This window comes from Paraburkholderia sp. UYCP14C, assembly GCF_004197395.1.
Taxonomy (GTDB): domain Bacteria; phylum Pseudomonadota; class Gammaproteobacteria; order Burkholderiales; family Burkholderiaceae; genus Paraburkholderia.
In genome coordinates, this window is sequence record NZ_SELS01000012.1 from 62,719 (window position 1) to 87,069 (window position 24,351).

Sequence of the window (24,351 nt, forward strand, 5' to 3'; positions counted from 1 at the left end):
CCAAACCTCGAACTTTCATACCCGAAAAGCGCGCACAGGCGGTCCTCCTGCACCCGCGCATTACACACATCAACTGGACCTTCTGGAGACATAGTCATGTTCAAGCAAACGACCGCCATCGCTATTCGCGCCGCTGCCTCCCTGGCACTCGGCTTTGCGCTGCAAGGCGCGCACGCCGCCGACAAGCAACTGAAGTCGATCGGCGTCACCGTAGGCTCGCTGGGCAATCCCTACTTCGTGACCATCGTGCAGGGCGCGGAAGCGAAGGCGAAGCAGATCAACCCGAATGCGAAAGTGACCGCCGTGTCCGCCGACTACGACCTGAACAAGCAGTTCACGCAGATCGACAACTTCATCTCGGCCCACGTCGACATGATCCTGCTCAATGCCTCGGATCCGAAGGCGATCGAGCCTGCCGTGCGCAAGGCCCGCGCGGCGGGCATCGTGGTGGTGGCCGTGGACGTGGCCGCGGCAGGCGCCAACGCCACCGTGCAGACCGACAACGTGAAGGCCGGCGAGATCTCGTGCGAGTACCTGGTGAAGAAGATCAACGGCAAGGGTAACGTGATCATCGAGAACGGACCGCAGGTCTCGGCCGTGATCGACCGCGTGACCGGCTGCAAGCAGGTGCTCGCGAAATCGCCGGGCATCAAGATCCTCTCCGACGACCAGGACGGCAAAGGTTCGCGCGAAGGCGGCATGAACACGATGCAGGGCTATCTGACGCGCTTCCCGCAACTCGCCGGCGTCTTCACCATCAACGATCCGCAGGCCGTGGGCAGCGATCTTGCCGCCAAGCAGCTGCATCGCAACAACATCGTGATCACGTCGGTGGACGGTGCACCCGATATCGAAGCGGCGCTGAAGACCGATACGCTGGTGCAGGCTTCGGCGAGCCAGGATCCGTGGAAGATGGCGCAAACGGCCGTGCAGACGGGCTACGACATCATGAACGGCAAGAACCCCGCCAATCCGATGATCCAGATGACGCCCCAGCTCATCACGCGCGATAACGTCAGCGGCTACAAGGGCTGGTCGTCGCAGCACTGAGCGACTTTGACTGGCGTTGGACGGATGGATGCGCTGCACGCGCACCCATCCGTCCATTCGCGCGGTTTGTTCGACATTTTCTCCACCCTATTTGCACCCGAGCCTCAATGAACGTTCCCACCGCCTTCGGAGCTCTGATGACGACCGATCACAATGCGCGACTCGCTCAGCATTTCCCCACGCTCGACGACATTCCGTCGGAACAACGGCTGGCCGCCCCCGTCCATCAGCGCGGCTACCTGATTGGCGGGCAGATACTGACATGGGACGGCCCGTGCAAAACCGTGCTGTCGCCAGTCTGCACACGCGCCCCCGCGACCGGCGCAGTCGCCCAGGTGGAGATCGGCAGTTACCCGTTGATGGGCGAGGCACAAAGCGATGCCGCGCTGGATGCCGCGGTCGCCGCCTACGACAACGGCCGCGGTCAATGGCCGACGATGACGGTCGCTGCCCGTATCGGCTGCATGCAGGCGTTCGTCAAAGGCATGGTCGAGCGCCGCCAGACGGTCGTCAACATGCTCATGTGGGAAATCGGCAAGAGCCTCGCCGACTCGCGCAAGGAATTCGATCGGACCATCGAGTACATTCAGGCCACCATCGAGGCCCTGAAGGACGTTGAAAATGATCATTCGCGATTCATGGTCGTCGAGGGAACCATCGGTCAGGTCCGCCGCACGCCGCTAGGCGTGGTGCTGTGCATGGGGCCGTACAACTACCCGCTCAACGAGACGTTCTGCACGCTGATCCCGGCTTTGCTGATGGGCAATACGGTGGTCCTGAAACCGCCTCAATACGGCACCCTTCTATTCGAGCCGCTGCTCGAAGTCTTTCGCGACGCGTTTCCAGCCGGCGTGGTCAACACCATCTACGCGCCGGGTCAGCTGGTCGTGCCACGCATGCTGGCCTCGGGCAAGATCAACGTGCTCGCATTGATTGGCTCCAGCCGCGTGGCGGACCATCTGAAAAAACAGCACCCCAAATCGCACCGACTGCGCGCAGTGCTGGGCCTCGACGCGAAGAACGCGGCCATCGTGCTGCCCGACGCCGACCTGGATCTCGCGGTCAGGGAATGCCTGCTCGGCGCACTGTCATTCAACGGACAGCGCTGCACCGCCCTCAAGATGCTGATCGTGCACAGCAGCGTCGTCGATGCGTTTCTCGAACGCTTCACCGCTGAATTGGCGCGCCTCAAGATGGGCATGCCCTGGGAAGCCGGCGTGCACATCACGCCCTTGCCTGGGCCGCACCGGACTGCCTACATGACAGAGGCGATCGAAGACGCCGTGGCAAAGGGTGCGCGCGTCGTCAACGAGGGGGGCGGCGCGTTTTGCAGCACGCTGTTCAACCCGGCTGTCGTCTATCCCGTGCGCGAAGGTATGAAGCTGTACCGGGAGGAGCAGTTCGGTCCGGTCGTCCCGGTGACGAACTTCGATTCGGTCGAGGAGGCGCTCGACTACGTGATCACGTCGGATCACGGTCAACAGGTGAGCATTTTCGGAAACGACACCGCGCAGATCGGTGCGCTGGTGGATCCGCTGGTCAACCAGGTCTGCCGCGTGAACATCAACTGCCAGTGTCAGCGCGGACCGGATGTGTTCCCGTTCGCGGGGCGCAAGGATTCGGCGGAAGGCACGCTCTCCGTCAGCGACGCGCTGCGCGCGTTTTCGATTCGTTCGATGATCGCAGCCAAACTGACCGAGCCGAACAAGGTGCTGCTCAATACGATCGTGCGTGAGCATCAATCGAAGTTCATCAACACCGACTTCATCTTTTGAGCGCTGCAAGCATCTTTCATCGTTCACGCGAGGCTAACCACGATGACTCACGACTTCCTTCATCCGTTGACCGGCTCGTTCGCGATGCCGGCCGCGGAAAACCCCACCGTCGTCATGATCGAGGCGGCATATCGCCAGTTGGGTCTGAACTGGCGCTATCTGAACTGCGAGGTTCATCCGGATCGCCTGGGTGACGCCGTGCGGGGCGCACGCGCGATGGGTTGGCGCGGCTTCAATTGCTCGATCCCGCATAAGGTCGCGGTCATCGATCACCTCGACCAGCTGGGCGAGTCGGCCCGGATCATCGGAGCCGTCAACACCGTGGTGTGCCGCGACGACACGCTGATCGGCGAAAACACCGACGGCAAGGGATTCGTGACCGCACTGAACCAGGTCATCGACCCTGCCGGCAAGTCGGTTCTGATCTTCGGAGCGGGTGGCGCGGCACGTGCGGTCGCCGTCGAGTTGGCACTAGCCGGCGTTTCTCGAATCCGCATCGTCAATCGTGGACGCGAGCGTGGCGAAGCGCTCGCCGCGATCCTTCAGAGCCAGACCCCGGCCGATGCAGCCTACGTACCGTGGCCCGAAAAGTTTCGAATTCCGGCCGACACTGACATCGTGATCAATGCAACGTCAGTGGGCCTGTATCCGAACGTCGATCAAACGCTCGACATCGATCCCGATACGCTGCGAGCCGACATGGTGGTCGCGGACGGGATCCACAATCCGCCTCTCACAAACCTTCTACGGTCGGCCAAGGCACGCGGCTGCCGCGTCGTGGACGGGCTAGGCATGCTCGTCAACCAGGGCGTGATCGGAATCCGGTATTGGACCGGACTCGATGCGGATCCGCAGGTCATGCGCCAGGCTCTCCTCGATCTCGAGCTCTGAGTCCTCTGGCAGGTCATTCGCCGGCGGACAGCCTGATGGCCTCGGCTAAAGCGCATCAAACCGCCGGCGGCGTGCTCAGGCGTCCTTGTCCTCGCCCTGTGAATCCCGGTCCGCGATCTTCAATTGACGCAGCTTGTGATAGAGGGTCTTCCTGGGCATCCCGAGTTCGCCGCTGGCGTCGGCCACGTTGCCGTGATGGCGCCGCAGCGCCTCTTCGATCAATAGCCGCTCGAAGTAGGCAAGCTGCTCTGCGAGCGTCCCGGCTCCCGTTACGCCGGTGCCCTCGGATAGCAGACTATCGCCGGTCAAGCCGAGCACGAAGCGGTCCGCGACGTTCTGCAACTCGCGCACATTGCCGGGCCACGGGTGGGTCATCAGATCGGACATCTGCGCGGCGGTGACATAGGGAGCCGGCGTGCCGAAGCGGCGCGCGGCCGCGAGCACGAAGTGCTCGAACAGCAGCGGCACGTCCTCACGCCGCTCGCGCAGCGGCGGCAGTTCGATCTGCGCGACGTTCAGCCGGTACAGCAGGTCCGAGCGAAACTGGCCGGCAGCCGCGAGCTCGGTCAGATCGGCCTTCGACGCGGCGACAATCCGGCAATCGACCGGTATCAGCTCGTTCGCGCCCAGCCGTTCGAGCACGCGCTCCTGCAGCACGCGCAGCATCTTGATCTGCAGCGGCATCGACATCGTCTCGATCTCATCGAGAAAGAGCGTGCCGCCGTTCGCCCATTCGATCTTGCCCACGCGCTTCTTGATCGCGCCAGTGAAGGCGCCCGCCTCGTGGCCGAACAGCTCGCTCTCGAACACCTGCTCCGGCAGGCCGCCACAGTTCAGCGCGACGAAATGGGCGTCGCGGCGGGCGCTGAAATCGTGCAGGCTGCGTGCGATCAGTTCCTTGCCCGTGCCGGTTTCGCCGCTGATGAGCACCGACACCGACGTATCGGCGAGCCGCAGAATCTTCCTGCGGACTTCCGCCATCGCCGGCGACTTGCCGAGCACCAGCGCCTCGATCCCCTGCCAGTTGCGCAGCGACGCGCGCAGCCCTTCGACCTCGAGCGTGAGCCGGCGTTTTTCGACCGCGCGGGCCACGCGGCCCGCGATCACGTCCGACGAGAACGGCTTCTCGATGAAATCGTAGGCGCCGACATGCATCGCACCGACCGCCGTCGAGATATCCGCATGTCCGCTGATCAGCAGAACGGGAATCTGCGCGTCGATCGCCATCACCCGGTCGAGCAACTGCAAGCCGTCGATGCCGGGCATCCGCACGTCCGACACGATCACGATCGGCGCGCCGGGCGCGACCTCGGCGAGCGCGTCGGCCGCCGACGCATACGCGCTCACCGCAAAGCCGGCAAGCGCAACGGCCTGCTCGACGCCGAGCCGGACGTTTTCATCGTCCTCGACGACCAACACTCGGATTTCACCTTCCATGCTCTGCCCTTTGCGGCTCGGCCGCCATGAATTCGATCGTGAAGCGCGCGCCGCCGTCGTCGCAATTCGCCGCGCTGATCCTGGCCCCGAACCCTTCGACGATCCGCAACGTGATCGCGAGCCCGAGCCCGAGGCCTTGCCCGCGCGGTTTCGTCGTGACGAACGGCTCGAACAGATGCGCGAGCACCTCCGGTGCAACGCCCGGGCCGCTGTCGGTGATCGAGAAGCGCACGCGGCCGTGCGGATCGGGCCCGGCCGCCTCCATCGTGACGACCCGCGTGCTCGCGTCGCGAACGGCGTCGAGCGCGTTGCCGAGCAGATTGACGATCACCTGCTGCAGCTGGCTCGATTCCGCGTAGACGGTCGCGGCGGGGGGAATGCGCACGTCGAGCCGAACCGCATTGTCGCGGATGCGCGACTCGTAGATAAGCCGCGCGTGCGCGACCGCCTCGGCAAGCGACACCGCGACCCGCTCCACCTCCGGCTTGCGCGCGAACGCTTTCAGCTCGCCGGTCAACACCGCCATGCTGTCGACGAGACGGCCCACGCGCTCGAGATTGGAGATCGCCTGCGCGCTCTGATCGCGCTCGAGGAACGTGCGCGCGTTATCGCACAGCGTACGGATCGCGACCAGAGGTTGATTCAGCTCGTGCGTGAGGCCCGCCGCCATCTGGCCGATCACCGCCAGCTTGCCGGCATGCACGACTTCCTGCTGCGTTGCGCGCAGGCGCTGCTCGGTGCGCTCGCGCTCGGCGATCTCCCGCTGCATCCGTTCGTTCGCCTCCGTCAGCGCCGCGGTCCGTTGCACGACGGTCGTTTCAAGCTGGTCGTTGGCGCGGCGCAGCGCCTGCTGCGCGTTGAGCTTCTCCGCGATCGTCCTGCGGCGCTGCAGCGCGTACAACGCATAGAGCACGGCGATCAGGAAGCCTCCCGTGACGAACGCGAACGCGACACGCTGCTGGCGCCGCGCGCCGACGGTGTCGAGCAGCACCATGATCGTGTCGTGTCCCTGCGGGGCCGGACGCGCCATCACGAGATAGCGGGCGGTGCGGCCCGCACGACGCAAGTCCGGGAAGGTGCCGAACCACGCGGTCTCATTCCATTCGCCTACGCGCCGAAAAGGCAACGCGTCGACGACACGGCCCGCATATTGCCGCGACGCCTGGATGTCGCGCTGCTGCCCGGCGGTCATCGCGCGCATGGCGGTGAATTTCCATGCGGGCTCGGTCGAAATCACGATCACGCCGTTGCCGTCGACGACGATCGCCGCTTCGCCGGGCGCGCGCCATGCGGACTCGAGCGCGTCGACGCTGACCTTGACGGCCGCCACACCGATCACCTTGTCGCCTGCCGTGTCGCCCTGATGCACCGCGTTCGCGAAATACAGACCAGGCACGCCCGTGTTCGTACCGATCCCGAAGAAGCGGCCCCGGCCCTGCGCGAGCGCGTCCTGGAAGTACGGGCGGTACGACACGTTGGTGCCGACAAAACTGACCGGCTGGTCCCAGTTGCTTGCGGCTATCACGGAGCCGTCGGCGTTGATCACGTCGACGGCGCCGCTGCCGACGTCCCGATTGACCGCTTCGAGATACGCATTGACCGCTTGCGTCAAACGAGGCGCCCCTTCAGGCGATGCGCTCAGCAATGCGCGCACGCTGTCCTGCCTCGCAACCAACGCGGGCACCGTCTCGAAACGTCCCAGTTCGCTCTTCAGACTCGCAGAGTAGAGATCGAGCCGATGTGTGCCGACCTCGGCGAGCGCATCAATCGCGCGGTCCCACGCGAACTCGACGGCCACGACGGCCGCCGCGACGTACAGCCCGGCGGCCGCCGCCCATCCCCACCATGCGATTCCCTTATAGCGCTTTTGCACGATTTCTCTCGTCGATGGGCCGCCGTCGAGCGGCGGTATGTGCACATGCTCCGCGCCGGATCCGCCGGCGCCGCCCTCGCGAGAATCTCCGTAAGCGCGCGTCACCCGCCGAAATGCGCGACCAGGATGAGTGTCACGGTGACGACGATCGCGCCGCCGATGCGTGTGGCGATCTGCGCGAACGGCATCAGCTGCATACGGTTCGCCGCGGTGAGGATCGCGACGTCGCCGGTGCCGCCCTGGCCGCTGTGGCACGCGTTCACGATTGCGGTGTCGATAGGGTACATCTTCATCAGGCGGCCGACCACGAAGCCGGTGCCCATCAGCGTCACGACGGTCGCCGCGATCGTCACGACATTGACGAGCGTGAACGCGGCCATCAACTTGTCCCACGGCGTCATCGCGACGCCGATGGCGAACAGCAGCGGATAGGTGACCGCGGTCGAGAAGAACTTGTAGACGACGAACGCGCCTTCCTGCAGCGGCGGCGAAACGGCGCGTGCGAGCTTCACGAGCACGGCGAGGAACAACATCGCGACGGGCGCGGGCAGGCCGAACAGCTTGTTCGCCATCAGGCCGATCAGGTACAGCGTGATCGCCGTGATGCCGGCTGCGGCGACGTGGCTGACGTCGACATTGCCGCGGATTTCCTCGTTCGACGGAGTCATCTCCCCTGCCTCGCCGACTTGCAGGCGGCCATTGCCGGTGAGATGCGGGTAACGCTTGCCCAGCATGTCGAGCGCGCCGGAGAGGATGATCGCGATCAGGCTGCCGAGCATCACGGGCGGCAACACCTGCGCAAACAGGTCGCCCTGCGCGACGTGCATGATTTCTGAATAGCCGACGGACAGCGGGATCGCACCTTCGCCGACACCACCGGCCATGATCGGCACGACGATGTACAGCAGCGTGTGCTTGGCGCCGAGGCCCAGCGCCGTACCCACCGCCGTGCCGACGATGGTCGCGGCGACCGTGCCGGCGGCGAGCGGAATGAAGATCTTCAGGAAGCCCTGGATCAGCACGCGCCGGTCCATGCTCAGAATGCTGCCGACGATGATCGACGCGATGAACAGGTAGAGGAAGTTCGTCTGTTTCGTGAACTCGACCGTGAGGTGCAGCACCGGTTTGGGCAACACGTGGTAGTACGTGAGCGCCGACGGCACGAAGGTCGCGAGAATCGCGGCCGCGCCGATGTTGCGCAACAGCGGCAAGCGCTTGCCGAGCTCGGCGCACGTGAAGCCGAAAAACGCGAGTACTGCGATCGCCATCGAGATCTCGCCTGGCACCTTGCCCGTGACGGCAAAGCCCGTGATCAGCGCGAACAGGATCACGTAGATCGGCAGCGGAATGATGCCGATGCGGATTTCCATCAGCTTCCACCAGCCTTCAGGCCAGAAGCGGGTACGGGTTGCGGACTGCTGCTCGGGGATCGTCTCGGACGATGCGGATGCGGATGCGCTGTGCTGCACGGGGTGTCTCCTTCGTTTTTGCGGCCGGATTGCGTTGAGTCGCCGGTGCTGTTTCTAAAAATGGGGCGACAGACTCGCGGCCGCCGGGCGTCTATAAAGCATCACCTGTGCCAACGCGATTCCGGACGAAGGGGTGCGTTCGATTCGTTGATTTAAAAGCACTTTCTGATTGACGGTTTGGGCAAACCCAGTTCGTCGCTCTGAGAATTCAGAATCGGCGCATCCGGCAGGCTGAAATCTCAGCCTGTGGATGGCCAGGGGGCCGAGACCGCCTCCGTGGTCGAGCTACCAGCACAAGATTTTTTCGAGTTTTCGCTGGCACGACGTTCTTCGTTGGTCGAAGATGAACTTGCCTCACTCGAGGAGAGAGCCATGAAAATCGAGCTACTGGGATCCGCGCTTGGTTGCGCCGTTGCGCTGTGGAGCACGTGTAGTCTGGCCGCCTTGCCGGATTCAGCCTACGAAACCCGGGTCCAATTATCGAGCGGAAAGAACCTGCTATGCAGCGTGAACCAACCTCAGCCGGCCGGCGAAAAGGCGGTGCTCACGCGTCGCGAACAGGTCGAAGCCGATGTCCTTGCCACGCAGCGCTTGCGGCTGGTGAGCGGTCCGTTCTCACCGTACCCGTCTGCGTACACTGCGCCGAGCGTTGCATGCGTAAGCGTGGAGTGAAGGAGTGAGGCCCCGAACGAAGGGCCGCATAGGGTGGCGAATTTCGAGCTGCCACACACGCCTTCGGCGTTTTGTCCGCGGAGTATGCTGGTGTCTTGATGCAAGCGGCCGTACCTGCAACGGCCCGCAGGACGGAGGTAGGAGGCTCGCATATGGATGCCCCGGACGACGGATTCGTGCTAGCTGGAAGCCTCGAAGAGCTGCGAGCGAAGAGACGCTGTGTCGTCCAGGGTGGCCATGGCCCGATCCTCGTCATCTGCGAGCGCGAGCGGGTCTTCGCCCTCGACAACCGTTGCCCCCACATGGGATTCCCGCTTGAGCGGGGCGCTGTCGAAGACGGCATCCTCACCTGTCACTGGCACCATGCCCGCTTCGATCTGGAAAGTGGCTGCACCTTCGACCTTTGGGCAGACGATGTCCCGAGCTACGAAGTCCAGCTGCGCAATGGCGACGTCTGGGTCGCAACCATGTCGCGTCATCCCGATGCTGCCGCTCACTGGCGTCGACGGCTTGCGGATGGCCTCGCACACGATCTTGGACTCGTGATCGCCAAGGCCGTGCATGGTCAACTCGCCACCGACGTGTCCCACGCCGATATCGTCCGGCAGATCGCGCTGTTCGGAGCACAGAACCGTGACGGCTGGGGGGTGGGTCTCACGATACTCACATCGCTTGGCAGCCTGTTGTCGATGCTGCCGCAAGGCGACGTCTACCTCGCCCTCTTCCACGGCGCGCGCCGCGTGGCGGCCGACTGTGACGGCGAGGCGCCGCGGCGGGAACGTGCGCCGCTGTCGAGCCGACCCGAGGCCGCCACACTCTGCCGCTGGCTGCACCTTTGGACCAACGTGCGTCATCGCGAGGCCGCCGAGCGCACGCTGTTGACCGCGATTGCCTCCGGTCTTCCGCCCGCCGTGCTCGCGGATGCCCTGCTGTCGGCCGGGACCGCGCGAGCCTTCGCGGACTCCGGTCATTCGCTCGACTTCATCAACAAGGCGTTCGAGTGCCTCGATCTGATCGGCTGGGAGCACGCGTCCGCTGTGCTTCCGACTGTGGTGGCCCAGATGGTGAGCGCGCGTGGCGCCGAGGAATCCACCGCCTGGCGCCAGCCCGTTGACCTTATCGCGCTGTGCGGCGAAGCAGCCAGCCAGATGTCGGACCTTTTCGCTGCCGGACGCAGCGCGCAAGGCTGGTCGAATCACGCGGCGCTAGCCCGAGAGCTGCTTGCAGACGATCCGGCGAGAATCATCGACTCGCTGAAGGCGGCGCTCCACGCAGGCGCCACGCCTGCTGACCTCGGACAGTCCCTCGCCTACGCAGCGGCGTTACGCGTGGCTCGCTTCGGTAATGCCAACGAGTACGCCGACTGGGACACCGCGCATCATGTGTTTACCCACGCCAACGCGCTCCACCAGATGCTCAGGCGCGTTGGGGCCGCGAGCCTCGACAGTCGCCTCACGGCCATTCGCGGCATCTTGCATGGAGCCATGGCGCTCTACCTTGCACGGTATCTGAACGTTCCACCGGCCCGCATCCCGGGTGACGACAACGACCGTCTCGACGACCTTCCTGCCGATGAGGGATCGATCCGAACGGCCTTGCTCGACGCCTTCGATCGGCAGCGCCAGGTCGATCTTGCGGCGAAACTCGTGGCGCGCCATCTCACGCTCGGTCATCCGCCGAAGGCACTGATCGCCACGCTCGCGTATGCCGTGCTGCGTGAAGATGCCGGCTTTCACGCCTATCAGATGCTGGAGGCCGGCGTCCGGCAGTTTGCCGTATGGGGCGATACTGCCGAAGGAAGGCACGTTCTCATAGCGGTCGTCCGCTATCTCGCGGCCCATTCACCGACAGAACGTGGAATGCTGCAGACGGCCGACATCGCGCGGCGCCTGATGCTGGGCGGCGAATTGCATCAGGTAGCTGGAGCCGCTTAACGCGTGGCGTTAGTCGATTGATAAGCGCCGACCGGGTCGCGCTCGAACTACCGGCACGCGACGCCAAGCCTGCCGAGTCGAGCGCCGGTAGTCTCCCGCAGTGCCTCCATGCAGTGCCTCCATGCGTTGCCGCGTTCACTGTGGCGCATCACCTTCGCGATGCACCGGCTGCGTCTGCTTCAGGCTCTTCGCGAGGCGCGACGCCTGCAGATAGCCCGGATTCGCGGGCCGCTTCAGGTAGCGCCCGGCACCGCGCCGAGCGCGCAGATCGCCGTCCGCCCACACGAGTTCGCCTTGCGAGACGGTGTGGGTTGGCACCCCGCGAACCGTCATCCCTTCGAACACGTTGAAATCCACGTTCTGATGATGCGTGTTGACCGAGATCGTGCGCGTGGCCTCCGGATCCCAGACGACGAGATCGGCGTCGGCGCCCACGGCCACCGTCCCCTTGCGCGGGTACAGGTTGAAGATCTGCGCGGCGTTGGTGGAGGTGACGCGCACGAATTCGTTCACCGTGAGCCGGCCGGTGTTCACACCCTGATCCCACAACACCGCCATGCGATCCTCCACGCCGCCGCAACCGTTCGGAATTCGCGTGAAATCATGACGGCCCATCGCCTTCTGCGATGCGCAGAACACGCAGTGGTCGGTGGCGGTGGTGTGCAGCAGGCCGCCCTGAAGTCCGCGCCACAGCGCGTCGCGATGCTCCTGCGACCGGAACGGCGGGCTCATCACGTGGGCGGCGGCGCGCGTCCAGTCCGGATCGCGATAGACGGCCTCGTCGATCACCAGATGTCCCGCGAGCACTTCGCCGAATACGCGCTGCCCTTCGCTGCGTGCGCGCGCGATCGCCTCCAGCGCGTCTTTTGCCGACACATGCACGATGTACACCGGCACACCCAGTACCTGGGCGATGCGGATCGCGCGATTCGCCGCCTCGCCTTCGACCTCCGGTGGCCGCGACAGCGGGTGCGCCTCGGGTCCCGTGAAGCCGCGCGCAAGCAACTGGCGTTGCAACTGAAATACGAGCTCGCCGTTTTCCGCGTGTACGGTGGGCAGCGCGCCCAGTTCGAGCGAGCGCGCAAAGCTGTTCACGAGTATCTCGTCGTCGGCCATGATGGCGTTCTTGTAGGCCATGAAGTGCTTGAAGCTCGACACGCCATGCTCGTTCACGAGCAGCCCCATGTCGCGATGCACGCTTTCATCCCACCACGTCACCGCCACGTGAAAGCCATAGTCGGCAGCGGCTTTTTCGGCCCAGCCGCGCCACTCGCGAAAGGCGTCCATCAGCGGCTGCTTCGGGTTGGGGATCACGAAGTCGATGATCGATGTCGTGCCGCCCGCCAGCCCCGCCGCCGTGCCCGTATAGAAGTCGTCGCTGGCGGTCGTGCCCATGAAGGGCAGTTCCATATGCGTGTGCGGATCGATGCCGCCAGGCATCACATATTGGCCACCGGCATCGACCACGGTCGCGCCCGCGGGCGCGTCGAGGTTTTCGCCGACGCTCTGGATCACGCCGTTTTCGCAGAGCACGTCCGCACGCCAGCTCTTGTCTGCATTGACGACGGTGCCGCCTCGAATCAGGATCGCCATGATGCCAAGTCTCCTTCAGTTGAACATTGACGCTTGAAACGCTCACGCACTCGCAACACTCGGCCGCCGGCTCTTACCGACCTTCATCATCACGCCGTAGACGAGTGCCGCAATCGCGAGCCCCACGAACCACGCATAGGTGTAAATGCTTTTGAACGCGTCGGGCACGGAGGAAAACACCGTCGGGAACGCGATGTTGAGAAAGCCCGGCAGGTTCGGCAGCACACCGGCGATCAGCGCAATCACGGCAGCCGGATTCCAGCCGTTCGAGTACGCGTATTCGCCGTTTTCGTCGAACAGCTGGGCCGTGTCGAGACGCGTGGCGCGAACCAGAAAGTAGTCGACCATCAGGATGCCGGCCACCGGCCCGAGCAGCGCCGAATAACCGACGAGCCACGTGAAGATATAGCCCTGCGTGGTGGCGAGGATCTTCCACGGCATCATCACGATGGCGATGGCCGCGGTGATCAAGCCGCCCGCCTTGTACGAAATGCCCTTGGGCCAGAGGCTCGAAAAATCGTAGGCCGGCCCGACGAGGTTCGCGGCGAGGTTGCAGCACATCGTGTCCAGGGTGAGGATGACGAGCGCGATGCCCACGCCGACGCCCTCCATGCGGCTCGTGAGATCGATCGGATCCCAGATCGCCTTGCCGTAAATCACCACCGTCGCCGAGGTCACGACCACGGAGACCACCGACAGCAACGCCATCGGAATCGGCAGGCCGATGGCCTGGCCCACGAACTGGTCTTTTTTGCGTTTTCGCGAAACGCGTGAAGTCGGGAATGTTGAGCGCGAGCGTCGCCCAGAAACCCACCATGGCCGTGAGGCTCGGCCAGAACGTCGCCCAGAACAGGCCCGCCTTCTGGCCGCCGGCGGCGAACTGCGACGGCTGCGACAGCATCGAGCCCACCCCGCCTGCCCTCGAACAGGCCCACCACACGAGCACCGCGCACATCACCACCTTGATGGGCGCGGACCAGCTTTCGAGCCAGCGGATCGAATCGGTGCCGTGCAGGATGAAGTACAGCTGAAACACCCAGAAGATGAGAAAGCAGCTGGCCTGGCCGATCGAAATGCCGAGAAACGGCAGCGCGTCGCCCACCAGCGCGTTGTGCGTGAGGATGTTGACGAGCGTATAGATCGCGCTGCCGCCCAGCCATGATTGAATCCCGTACCAGCCGCATGCCACGACGGCGCGCAGCATCGCGGGCAGCTTCGCGCCCTGGGTGCCGAACGAAGCTCGCACCAGCACCGCATAAGGAATGCCGTACTTGGTGCCCGCATGACCGATCAGCAGCATCGGCACGAGCACGATCAGATTGCCGAGCAGCACGGTGAGCACCGCCTGCCACGGCGACATGCCCTGCTCGGTCAGGCCGGCGGCGAGCATGTAGGAGGCGATGTTCATCACCATGCCGACCCATAGCGCCGCGAAGTGATACCAGCGCCAGGTACGCTGCGCGGCGCCGGTGGGCGCGAGATCATCGTTGTATAGCTCGCTTTCGGCGCGGCGCGCGTTGGCGTCGACTGCTAGGGGCTGGCTCATCGGGTGGGTTCTCCGTCGCTTGTCGTGGGTCCGGCTCAGTCCTGCTTCAAGGTGTCAGGCGGCTTTCGGGTCGGCGACGCGCGCCGGGTTGTTCGGGTGCGTGGTCCAGTTCTCGTAGCGCTCGCCCGAATCGACACGCTCCATCGTGATGCATTGGTCCACCGGGCAAACATGCATGCATAGATTGCACCCGACGCAGTTCGCATCGACCACCTCGAAGTGGCGCTTGCCGTCGCGCGTGGCGGTGATCGCCTGATGCGAGGTGTCTTCGCAGGCGATGTGGCAGAGCCCGCACTGGATGCAGCGGTCCTGATCGATACGGGCCTTGATGTCGTAGTTGAGGTTCAGGTATTGCCAGTCGGTGACGTTCGGCACCGCGCGGCCGCGAATGGCGTCGAGGCTCGCGTACCCTTTGTCGTCCATCCAGTTGGATAGACCGTCGATCATGTCGCCGACGATCCGGAAGCCGTAGTGCATCGCGGCGGTGCAGACCTGCACGCTGCCCGCTCCCAGCACGATGAATTCCGCGGCGTCGCGCCAGTCGGAAATGCCGCCGATGCCGGAGATGGGCAAGCCATGCGTTTGCGGGTCGCGCGCAATCTCCGCGACCATGTGCAGCGCGATCGGCTTCGCGGCGGGACCGCAATAGCCGCCATGCGTGCCCTTGCCGTCGACGGTGGGCAGCGGCGCCATCACGTCGAGATCGACACCGACGATCGAGTTGATCGTGTTGATCAGCGAGACGCCGTCCGCACCACCCTTCATCGCCGCGCGCGCGCCGTGACGGATGTCGGTGACGTTCGGCGTGAGTTTCACGAGGCACGGCAGGCGCGTGCCTTCCTTCACCCAGCGGGTGACCATTTCGATGTACTCGGGCACCTGCCCCACCGCCGCGCCCATGCCGCGCTCGCTCATGCCGTGCGGACAGCCGAAGTTGAGTTCGACGGCGTCCGCGCCGGTGTCTTCCACCTGCGGCAGGATCCACTTCCAGTCGTCCTCGTTGCAAGGGACCATCAGCGAGACGATGAGGGCCCGGTCGGGCCAGTCCCGCTTCACCTGCGCGATTTCCTTGAGGTTCACGTCGAGCGGCCGGTCGGTGATCAGCTCGATGTTGTTCAGGCCCGCGATGCGCTGGCCGCGCCAGGTGGTAGCGCCGTAGCGCGAACTCACGTTCACCACGTGCGGGTCGAGCCCGAGCGTCTTCCAGACCACGCCGCCCCAACCCGCTTCGAACGCGCGGTTGACGTTGTAGGCCTTGTCGGTGGGCGGCGCGGAAGCGAGCCAGAACGGGTTGGGCGATTGAATGCCGGCAATCGTGCAGCGCAGGTCGGCCATGATGCGACTCCTTCGTTTGATCTGGATTCGGTGCAGCTTTCGCGCGGCTCAGGCGGCTCTCGCGGACTGATTCGCAAGGAAGCGGTCGATCGCGTGCGCGGCGAGCTTGCCGTCCTGCACGGCCTGGACGGTCAGATCGGCCGCGCCGTGGCCGGCACAATCGCCACCGGCGAAAACGCCCGCGAGCGAGGTCGCGCCATCCGCATCCACGGCGATGCGCGTGCCTGCCTCGGTCAGTTGCAGCCCGTCGAGGCCCGCGGGTAAGAGCTTCTGGCCAATGGCCTTCAGCACCATATCGGCCTCCACGCGCACGATCTCCCCCGTGCCGAGCAACGCGCCGGATGTATCGAGCGCCGTGCGCTCGAATTCCACCGCCCGCACCTGCGTGTCGCCGACGATTCGCAGCGGCTTCATCCACTCGGCCAACGTCACGCCCTGGGTGCGCGCGAATTCCAGCTCGGCCCAGGTGGCGCTCATCTGTGCCGCGCCGCGACGATAGGCGAGCGTCACCTGCTGCGCACCCAGCTTGCGGCTTTGCACGGCGGCGTCGATTGCCGTATTGCCGCCTCCGAGCACCACCACCTTGCGGCCGACGGGCACGCTGGACAGGTCATCGGCCGCGCGCAAACGTGCGATGAAATCCACCGCATCGAGCACGCCGTCGAGCGATTCGCCTTCGATGGAGAGCGCATGCGTGCCGCCGAGTCCGACGCCGATGAACACCGCGTCGTACGCCGCGCGTAGCTCCGCCAGCGTCACGTCATGCCCCAGCCGCTGGCCCTGGCGCAGTTCGATCCCGCCGATGGAAAGCAGCCATTGCACTTCGCGCTGCGCATAGTCGTCGACGGTCTTGTACGCCGCGATGCCGTACTCGTTCAAGCCGCCCGGCTGTTCGCGCGCGTCGAGTACGCTCACGCGATGCCCGGCAAGCGCGAGCGTATGCGCACAGGCGAGACCCGCGGGCCCCGCGCCGATCAGCGCAACGTGACGGCCTGTGTCGCTCGCGCGCTTGAACAGCGCAGGGGCACCGGCCGCTTCGCGCGCCATCTGGAAGTCGGTCGCATGACGTTGCAGCGCGCCGATCTGAACCGGCTCGCCATCCTGATGATTTCTCACGCAGGCGCCTTCGCAGAGAATTTCGGTGGGGCACACGCGCGCGCACATGCCGCCCAGCGGGTTCGCGCTCAGAATGTCGCGCGCCGCGCCCTTCAGATTGCCGTTGCCGATCTTGCGGATGAAGGCGGGAATGTCGATGCCCGTGGGGCACGCGTTCACGCAGGGTGCGTCGTAACAGTAATGACAGCGGTCGGCCGCGATCACGGCCGCGCTCGCGGAAAGCGGCGGCGCGACGTCGGCGAAATTGCAGCCGAGTTGCTCGGCGCTGAGACGGCCTGGGGCGATGCCGTCGGCGGCATTCGAGGTGGTCTGGGACATCCGGATGCTCCTTGCGAGGCAAAACACGGGTCCGCCGGCCGTGCGCGTGATGCGCGCGGCCGGTACAGGGGGAATCGCTGGAAAGACAGCGCGGCTCTGAGACCGCTTTGGTTCAATCGTCGTGCGTCAGCCAGGCTCGCTCGCGCGTTCGAGCATCGCGTGCAGCAGGACGTTCGCGCCGGCTTCGATCCATTCGATCGTCGCGTCCTCGACTTCGTTGTGGCTGATGCCGTCGATGCACGGCACGAACACCATCGAGGTCGGCGCGACCGTCGCGAGATAGCACGCGTCGTGACCCGCGCCCGACACGATGTCGCGGTTCGAATAGCCGAAGCGCTCGGCCGCCGCGCGCACGGACTTCACGCACGCCTCGTCGAACGGCACGGGCGCGTAGTAGAAAATCTGCTCGACGTCGGCTTCGAGCTTGCCCTGCTCCGCGATCTTCGCGATGCCTTCGCGCAGCTCGGCGTTCATCTGCGCCAGCACCTCGTCCTGCGGATGGCGAAAGTCGATCGTGAAGAACACGCGGCCGGGAATCACGTTGCGCGAGTTCGGATGCACCTGCATCATGCCGACCGTCGCGCATGCGAGCGGCGCGTGACGCAGGCCGATTTCGTTGACGAGCTGCACGACACGCGAGGCACCCAGCAGCGCGTCGCGGCGGCGCGGCATCGGCGTAGGCCCCGCGTGCGCCTCCTGCCCCGTCAACACGACTTCGTACCAGCGCTGGCCTTGCGCGTCGGTGACCACGCCGATCGTCCTGTTTTCGGCCTCGAGTATCGGTCCTTGTTCGATGTGCAGTTCGAACGCAGCGTGAATCTTGCGGCCGCCGCACGGCAACGCGCCCGCGTAGCCGATGCGCTGCAATTCCTCGCCGATGGTCTTGCCGTCCACGTCCTTGCGCGAAAGCCCATATTCAAGCGTGAATACGCCCGCAAAGACGCCGGAGGCGACCATCGCCGGCGCGAAACGCGAGCCTTCTTCGTTGGTCCAGATCACCGTTTCAATCGGGCGCTCGGTCTCGATGCCGTAATCGTTGAGCGAGCGAATCACCTCCAGCCCGCCGAGCACGCCATAGATACCGTCGAAGCGCCCGCCGGTGGGCTGCGAGTCGGCGTGCGAGCCGGTCATCACGGGCGGCAGATCGTTGTTGCGCCCCGCGCGGCGCATGAACACGTTGCCCATCTGGTCGACACTCACCGTGCACTGCGCCTCTTTCGCCCATTGCACGATCAGATCGCGGCCCTGCCTGTCGAGGTCGGTCAGCGCGAGACGGCATACGCCGCCTTTGGGTGTGGCGCCGATCCGCGCCATCTCCATCAGGCTGACCCACAATCGCTGGCCGTTCACGTGAATCGCGGTCGTCAGCGCGGCTTCGCTTACTGCGTCCATACGTGTTCCTCCTGTCCGTGTTCGTCAAACGTGCGTGCATGCCACCGTGTGGGGCGCGAAGAGCGATGACGGTGCACGCCCCGATGGCACTATGCGGCTGCTGAAAACCCGCCCTTCGAATCCTGTCCGATTGGACAGGTTTTAGACGATAAACTTCGCGAATTCAATACGGAGTTACGAGCGAGAAGCGTGCCATTGATGCTGCAGTGCGCGAAAAGCACGCGAGCGTGCGCCTTGCGCGTTTGTCCCGATGCGGATGAATACGCGACGCACTTGCATCGTGGCTACAATGAAGCCGACATGCACGCGGCCGACGCGCACCTCATTTCTCTTGAACGGACGAACCCCATGCGCAACGACGACCCCACCACGCGAGCCGCGTCCCTCGGGACGCGCGGCACCGCGCTGGCGCAGCCAGCCGCTGACGCAACGCACGAGCCGCGTCGGCGCAAAGCCTCGATTCGCGCGTCCAATGAATCCCATCTGCTCGCCTGTGCCGAAGCCGTGTTCGCCGAACGCGGCTTCGAAGGCGCGAGCACGGCGCTGATTGCGGAGCGCGCAGGCTTGCCGAAAGCCAATCTGCACTACTACTTCCCGACCAAACAGGCGCTGTACTGGCGCGTACTCGACGATGTATTCGAGGAATGGAACGCGGCGGCCAACCTGTTCGATGCAAGCGACGATCCGGTCGAGGCGATAGGCGGTTACGTGCGCGCCAAGATGGCGCTGTCCCGGCGCCGCCCGCTCGGCTCGAAAGTGTGGGCCAACGAAATCATCAGCGGCGCGGCGCACATGCAGGAGATCCTGCTCGAACGTGTGAAGCCGTGGATGGACACACGTGTGAAGCTGATCGAGCGATGGATAGCCAAAGGCCTGCTCGCGCCCGTCGACCCACGAACGCTGCTCTTCATGATCTGGGCAACCACGCAGCACTATGCCGATTTCGAGGCTCAGATATACGCGCTGTCGGGCAAGCGCGCGCTATCGACGAAGCGCTTCGAGGCCACCACGGAAGAAGTGGTGAGCATGATCCTGCGAGCGAGTGGAGCGCGATCGCCGGGTCCGTGAAAACGAGGTCGCCGCACCCTGCAGTGATTGCAGTACAGACTCTCCAGTCGATGAACCGCCGCCTGGCATTTACAGATCGACTACGACGTCGCTGGTCGGCCGCGAACAGCACGTCAGCAGATTGCCGATCGCAGGCTGGTCGAGAGGCTCGGGCGAGTATGCAACCGAGCCGGCAACGAGGCCGCTCTCGCAGTTGTGGCAGACGCCCGTGCGGCATGACCATCGGACCGGGACATCGCAGGCTTCGGCAAGCTCGAGCAAATTGCCGTACGCCGCCGAACTCCAACGCACGGAAAGCTGACTGCGCGCGAAGGACACCAGAGGTCCGTCGGTGAGCGTGGATGCGGTGGGCAAATGCGGCACTGGCCGCGCTGCATCGACGACGCCGGGAGTGCGCGCCTCGACTCCGCCGAAGCGCTCCATATGCACGCGTCGCGCCGATACGCCGATGGCGTCGAGCGCCAGCTTCATGTCGTCCATAAAACGCGTCGGCCCGCAAAGATAAACGTCTGCATCGCGCGGAATGCCGATCTCTTCGAGAACGGCGCGCGACAGATGGCCCGCCGTATCGAAGTCGTCACCGAAGCGGTCCGCGGCCGAGGGCGCGCTGTAGCAGACGTGCCCGCGTCCATTCGGCAGCGACCGCAGCAAGCGGCGCGTCTCTACTGCGAACGGATGGTGCGCGCTGTCATGCGCCGCGTGCAGCCACAAGACCTGCCTCGGCGATCGCGCATCCGACAGCGCGAACAGCATCGACAGAACCGGCGTCGCTCCAATGCCCGCACTGAGTAACGCCACGGGCCCGTTTCCTTCCTCCAGAAAGAAGTCGCCGCGCGGCGCACTGACATCGATCACGTCTCCCACGCGCACGTGTTCACTCAGATGCGCCCCTGCCAAACCATGCGGCTCGATCTTCACACTGATGCGATATCGCTCCGACGACGGCCGGCCTGACAACGAGTAGCTCCGAAACAATGGCGGCGCGCCGTCCGCCTGCAACAGGCGCAGCACCACATACTGACCTGGACGAGCCGGCACCAGCGGCTCGCCGTCCGTCGCCTCGAATACGTATGAGCGCACGTCGGTGGACTCCCGCTCGATGCTTGCCACGCTGAGTTTCCGAAAACCCGGCGCCGCGGCACTCGATGCCGCCGCCGCTGCAAGTCCGGCGTTGCCGCTCGTCGCGCCCGCGTCGATGCTGCCGAGCAGCGCCTTGAACGATCCTTGCCACCCGGGCGACAGCGCATCGATCCGCAGCGCGCGCTCCAGTCGATCACGAGGATGAGCGGACGAATACAGCAGCGCATTGACTTCCTCGATGGTCATCCGCTCATTCGCCTCGCGCAGTTTGACGATCTCGTCGCCCGCTCCGATGTCGCCTTCCTGCAGCACGCGCATATAGAAACCGGGGCGCCCGCTGGAAGTCAGCAACGCGGCCATCGTCGGCTCTTTCATTCTGATGCCGATGCGATAGCAGGTCACACGGGGCTGACTGACTTCGAACACAGCGGTCCCGATTCTGAACACGTCGCCGATGCAAACGGTACGATCCGGCAATCCGTCGATCGTCAGGTTCTCGCTGAACTGTCCGAACACGAAGCCGCTGCGCGTTAATTGCCGCTCCCAATGCCGGTAGGATTCGATCTGATAGACGAGCACCGCGCGCTGTTCGCCGCCATGTCCGGCGAGATCGCCTTGTCCGTCGCCGTCGAGGCCCAGGCGTCGCGCGACGCAGCGTCCCTGCACCGGCGTTTTCCAGCTTCCGGTATGCACGACGCGCCCTCTCCATTCGATGTCGCGCGGCAGCCCGACATTCACCGATAACAATCGAGCCATGTCTGTCGACCCTCAAACGTGTCGCGGGATGAAAGCGGGGCTGCACGGCTCGACGACTTCGTTGAATGTGAGTCGTGTCTGAATCTGGTCATGCATGCGCCACGCAAGCAGCGAATCGTCCTCCGGTAGGTGCTTACCCGGAACCGGGCTGCGTTCGATCGCTTCAGTATTGGTCACGCTCAGGTGAAAATCAATCGACGGCGGCCAGCGGACGGCTGCGCCCCAACGAGGTGGAAGTTCCGTCGAATGCTCCCAGGCGTGTTACCCGAGGCCGCACTGCGCTCGCCTGCGTCGGCCGGATCAGTGTTCTAATTGTTCCCGGCAGTCCCTCCGCGACGCTCATGGACCTTTGACATGCCCGTATCCAGTCCAACCCGGAATGTGGCGAGCGAAACTCCCGCCCCTCGCCTGTCGACGCTGAGTCAAATACAGATCGCGTCGCTGTGGTTCGCGCTCTTTACCCAATGGATGACGGTCGTTCCGGTGCTCGTGCCGGCACAGGTTGCGGAAATGCTCGGAAGCGATGCCGCGTTGAAGGAAGGCGTGGCCGGCTCCGTCATTGCGTCAGGCGCATTCATTGCGATGGTCATGGCGCCACTGGCCGGAGCACTGTCGGATCGCAGCTCCGCAAAACGTGGACGCCGGCGACCGTATCTCATCACGGGCGTGTTCGGCATCTCGGTGGCACTGGTGTGGCTCGGTTCATTCAACGGCGCGGGCAGCGTATGGCTGTACACGCTCGCGTTCCTGCATCTGCAATTCTGGTGGAACTGGGCGGCGGGTCCGTACGCCGGGCTCGTGCCGGACGTCGTGCCAAAACACGAAGCCAACCGCGCGAGCGCCTGGCTCAACGTGATGAGCGTGCTCGGCACCATCATCGGCAACGTGCTGCTCGTCGCGCTCTATTCTGCGCGTCACCTGTATCCGACGATTGCCGTGTTCATCGCGATCATGTTGCTCTGCCTTTGGCTGACGCTTCGCGGAGCGCGCGAGCCAACGCCTTCTCCACCTCGCGAACGCTTCGAGCTTGTCGCGTTCATCCGCTCGTTCTATCTCGATCCGCGCCTCCATCGCAACTTTTACTGGGTGCTGGTGACGCGTCTGTTTAGCAACATGGGAATCTGGTCGATCTTCACCTTCATGCTGTACTACCTGCAGGACGTGATCGGCATTCGTCATCCGACCAATATCCTGAATGGAATGCTTGGCGCCGGCGTGGTGCTGGCGATCCCGGCCAGCCTGCTCGGCGCGCGGCTCGCCGACCACCTCGGCGTCGTTACGGTGGTCCGCCTGACAAGCTGGATTCTGGCCGCGGCGGCAATCGGCTTCGTGCTGCTGGCGTTGCATCCGAACCTGTTGCTGGTGCTCGCGGTCGGACTGGTTTTCTGCGCCGCTTACGGCACCTATCAAGCCGTCGACTGGGCTCTCGCGCTGCAGGTGTTGCCTGACGATGCGTCCAGCGGCAAGGACATGGGCATCTGGCAAGTGTCGATGGTGCTGCCGCAGATCCTCGGCCCCGCCGCGACCGGCTGGATGCTGTCATGGGTCAAGGCGTATGCCGGTGCCGGACCGGCTTACGTTGTCGCGTTCGTCGTCGCGGCGGGGTGGTTCGTGCTGGCGGCATTGCTCGTCTCGCGCATCAGGATTGGTTCGCGGCAACACGTATCAACCGGGCTCGCCAAGGAATCGTGATTGAGGGGCGATCCGCATATTGCGTTTGCGCCCCGGCGTCATGACTGACCTATTGCAAGTAGCAGACTCCCGCCGGGTTGCCTGTTTTTCCGCTGTTCCGGATTTGACGATTGACCTGTTCAGGTGCGGCCCAGGTTTTCGAAAACCGCTGCGATGCCCTGCCCACCGCCGATGCACATCGTCACCAGCGCATACCGGCCATTGACACGCTGAAGCTCATACAGCGCCTTGACGGTGATCATCGCGCCGGTTGCGCCGATCGGATGACCAAGCGAAATGCCGGAGCCGTTCGGATTCACCTTGTCCGGATCGAGTTCGAGCAGTTGCGCCACAGCGCAGGCCTGCGCGGCAAACGCCTCGTTCGACTCGACGACATCCAGGTCCGTCACATTCAAACCGGCGCGCTGCAAGGCGGCACGCGTCGCCGGCACGGGGCCGATGCCCATATAGCGCGGATCCACGCCGGCGTGCGCATACGACACGAGCCGCGCGAGCGGTTGCAGGCCGCGCTGCTCGGCCGTCTTGCGCTCCATCATGACGAGCGCCGCGGCGCCGTCGTTGATGCCGGAAGCGTTGCCGGCCGTCACGGTGCCGCCATCGCGCTGAAACGCGGGGCGCATCCCGGCAAGCTCCTCAGGATCGAGGTCCAGACGCACGTGCTCGTCGGTATCGAACACTGCCGATTGCCCCTTGACCCGGCGCTCCAGCCGAACGATCTGTTCCTTGAAGCGTCCTTGCGCGATTGCATGCGCGGCGCGGCGGTGCGACTCCACGGCCAGCGCATCTTGCTGTTCGCGCGTGATTCCGTATTTGCGCGCGACGTTTTCCGCGGTCATGCCCATATGCATCGAATGAAACGGGTCGTGCAACGCGCCGAGCATCATGTCGAGCAGGCGGCTGTCACCCATGCGCGCGCCGAAGCGGGCATCGGTAGACACATACGGTGCGCGGCTCATGTTCTCCGCGCCCCCGCCGATGACGATATCGGCATCGCCAAGCAGAACGGTCTGCGCCGCCGAAATAATCGCCTGTAGTCCCGAGCCGCACAGGCGATTGACCGTGAACGCCGGCGTCTGCTCGCTGACTCCCGCGTCCATTGCCGCGACGCGTGCGAGGTACAGATCGCGAGGTTCGGTGGCGATGACATTGCCGAACACGACATGCCCGACTTCGTCTCCTTGCACGCCGGCCCGGCCGAGTGCTTCGCGTGCGACGATCGTGCCGAGCTCCGTCGGCGGCAGTGCCTTCAGGCTTCCGCCGAACTTGCCGATTGCGGTGCGCACACCGCTTACAACGACGACTTCTCTCTGCATTTAGCTTTCCTTTGTGGCTCGACCGGCAAAGACAATCGACC

16 protein-coding genes and 1 pseudogene are annotated in these 24,351 nt (G+C 64.7%); 7 read left to right on the forward strand and 10 right to left on the reverse strand.

Annotated elements, in window-relative coordinates; all coding sequences use genetic code 11:
* The first annotated feature begins 96 nt into the window (after positions 1-96).
* From EVC45_RS13620 to aroE, 3 genes are all read left to right on the forward strand, one after another.
* Entirely contained in the window at positions 97-1,050 is a 954-nt protein-coding gene (locus EVC45_RS13620; protein WP_129958499.1) for an ABC transporter substrate-binding protein, read from the forward strand.
* Positions 1,051-1,187: 137 nt separating this feature from the next.
* The gene (locus EVC45_RS13625; RefSeq protein WP_129958500.1) at positions 1,188-2,825 is read left to right on the forward strand and encodes an NADP-dependent glyceraldehyde-3-phosphate dehydrogenase; all 1,638 of its coding nucleotides are present in this window, start codon (positions 1,188-1,190) and stop codon (positions 2,823-2,825) included.
* A 42-nt stretch (positions 2,826-2,867) separates the two neighbouring features.
* Positions 2,868-3,716, forward strand: a complete 849-nt coding sequence (aroE, locus tag EVC45_RS13630) for a shikimate dehydrogenase (protein ID WP_129958501.1) — start codon at positions 2,868-2,870, stop codon at positions 3,714-3,716.
* A gap of 75 nt (positions 3,717-3,791) precedes the next feature.
* Here the strand turns inward: aroE and EVC45_RS13635 are convergent, their stop codons facing one another.
* The 3 genes from EVC45_RS13635 to EVC45_RS13645 form a co-directional block, all read right to left on the reverse strand.
* Positions 3,792-5,153 carry a sigma-54 dependent transcriptional regulator gene (locus EVC45_RS13635; RefSeq protein WP_129958502.1) on the reverse strand — a complete coding sequence of 454 codons (1,362 nt, stop codon included), beginning with the start codon at positions 5,151-5,153 and terminating at the stop codon, positions 3,792-3,794.
* Positions 5,143-7,026 carry an ATP-binding protein gene (locus tag EVC45_RS13640; protein ID WP_129958503.1) on the reverse strand — a complete coding sequence of 628 codons (1,884 nt, stop codon included), beginning with the start codon at positions 7,024-7,026 and terminating at the stop codon, positions 5,143-5,145. The genes EVC45_RS13635 and EVC45_RS13640 overlap by 11 nt, the downstream gene beginning before the upstream one ends.
* A gap of 101 nt (positions 7,027-7,127) precedes the next feature.
* The gene (locus tag EVC45_RS13645) at positions 7,128-8,495 is read right to left on the reverse strand and encodes a 2-hydroxycarboxylate transporter family protein (protein ID WP_129958504.1); all 1,368 of its coding nucleotides are present in this window, start codon (positions 8,493-8,495) and stop codon (positions 7,128-7,130) included.
* 372 nt (positions 8,496-8,867) lie between these two features.
* On the opposite strand from EVC45_RS13645, the gene EVC45_RS13650 reads away from it, so the two are divergent.
* Positions 8,868-9,167, forward strand: a complete 300-nt coding sequence (locus tag EVC45_RS13650; protein WP_136624675.1) for a hypothetical protein — start codon at positions 8,868-8,870, stop codon at positions 9,165-9,167.
* A 152-nt stretch (positions 9,168-9,319) separates the two neighbouring features.
* Positions 9,320-11,101, forward strand: coding sequence for a Rieske 2Fe-2S domain-containing protein (locus EVC45_RS13655; protein ID WP_129958506.1), 1,782 nt, complete (start codon positions 9,320-9,322; stop codon positions 11,099-11,101).
* Between the two features lie 135 nt (positions 11,102-11,236).
* Here EVC45_RS13655 and hydA read toward each other — a convergent pair whose 3' ends face one another.
* From hydA to EVC45_RS13680, 5 genes and pseudogenes are all read right to left on the reverse strand, one after another.
* The gene (gene hydA, locus EVC45_RS13660; RefSeq protein ID WP_129958507.1) at positions 11,237-12,694 is read right to left on the reverse strand and encodes a dihydropyrimidinase; all 1,458 of its coding nucleotides are present in this window, start codon (positions 12,692-12,694) and stop codon (positions 11,237-11,239) included.
* 42 nt (positions 12,695-12,736) lie between these two features.
* Positions 12,737-14,240: pseudogene (locus EVC45_RS13665) on the reverse strand (NCS1 family nucleobase:cation symporter-1).
* A gap of 54 nt (positions 14,241-14,294) precedes the next feature.
* Positions 14,295-15,575, reverse strand: coding sequence for an NAD-dependent dihydropyrimidine dehydrogenase subunit PreA (gene preA / locus EVC45_RS13670; RefSeq protein WP_129958508.1), 1,281 nt, complete (start codon positions 15,573-15,575; stop codon positions 14,295-14,297).
* Between the two features lie 48 nt (positions 15,576-15,623).
* Complete coding sequence (locus tag EVC45_RS13675; protein WP_129958509.1) at positions 15,624-17,009, reverse strand: NAD(P)-dependent oxidoreductase; 1,386 nt, start codon at positions 17,007-17,009, stop codon at positions 15,624-15,626.
* Between the two features lie 126 nt (positions 17,010-17,135).
* On the reverse strand, positions 17,136-18,401 hold the full coding sequence (locus EVC45_RS13680; protein ID WP_129958510.1) for a Zn-dependent hydrolase: 1,266 nt from the start codon (positions 18,399-18,401) through the stop codon (positions 17,136-17,138).
* 348 nt (positions 18,402-18,749) lie between these two features.
* Between EVC45_RS13680 and EVC45_RS13685 the strand changes: the two genes are divergently transcribed.
* The gene (locus EVC45_RS13685) at positions 18,750-19,469 is read left to right on the forward strand and encodes a TetR/AcrR family transcriptional regulator (RefSeq protein ID WP_129958511.1); all 720 of its coding nucleotides are present in this window, start codon (positions 18,750-18,752) and stop codon (positions 19,467-19,469) included.
* 69 nt (positions 19,470-19,538) lie between these two features.
* On the opposite strand, the gene EVC45_RS13690 is transcribed toward EVC45_RS13685, so the two are convergent.
* Complete coding sequence (locus EVC45_RS13690; RefSeq protein ID WP_129958512.1) at positions 19,539-21,305, reverse strand: MOSC and FAD-binding oxidoreductase domain-containing protein; 1,767 nt, start codon at positions 21,303-21,305, stop codon at positions 19,539-19,541.
* Positions 21,306-21,659: 354 nt separating this feature from the next.
* Here EVC45_RS13690 and EVC45_RS13695 point away from each other — a divergent pair, with 354 nt between their 5' ends.
* Complete coding sequence (locus tag EVC45_RS13695) at positions 21,660-22,997, forward strand: MFS transporter (protein WP_129958513.1); 1,338 nt, start codon at positions 21,660-21,662, stop codon at positions 22,995-22,997.
* A 119-nt stretch (positions 22,998-23,116) separates the two neighbouring features.
* Here EVC45_RS13695 and bktB read toward each other — a convergent pair whose 3' ends face one another.
* Positions 23,117-24,310 carry a beta-ketothiolase BktB gene (gene bktB / locus EVC45_RS13700; RefSeq protein ID WP_129958514.1) on the reverse strand — a complete coding sequence of 398 codons (1,194 nt, stop codon included), beginning with the start codon at positions 24,308-24,310 and terminating at the stop codon, positions 23,117-23,119.
* Between the last annotated feature and the right edge of the window lie 41 nt (positions 24,311-24,351).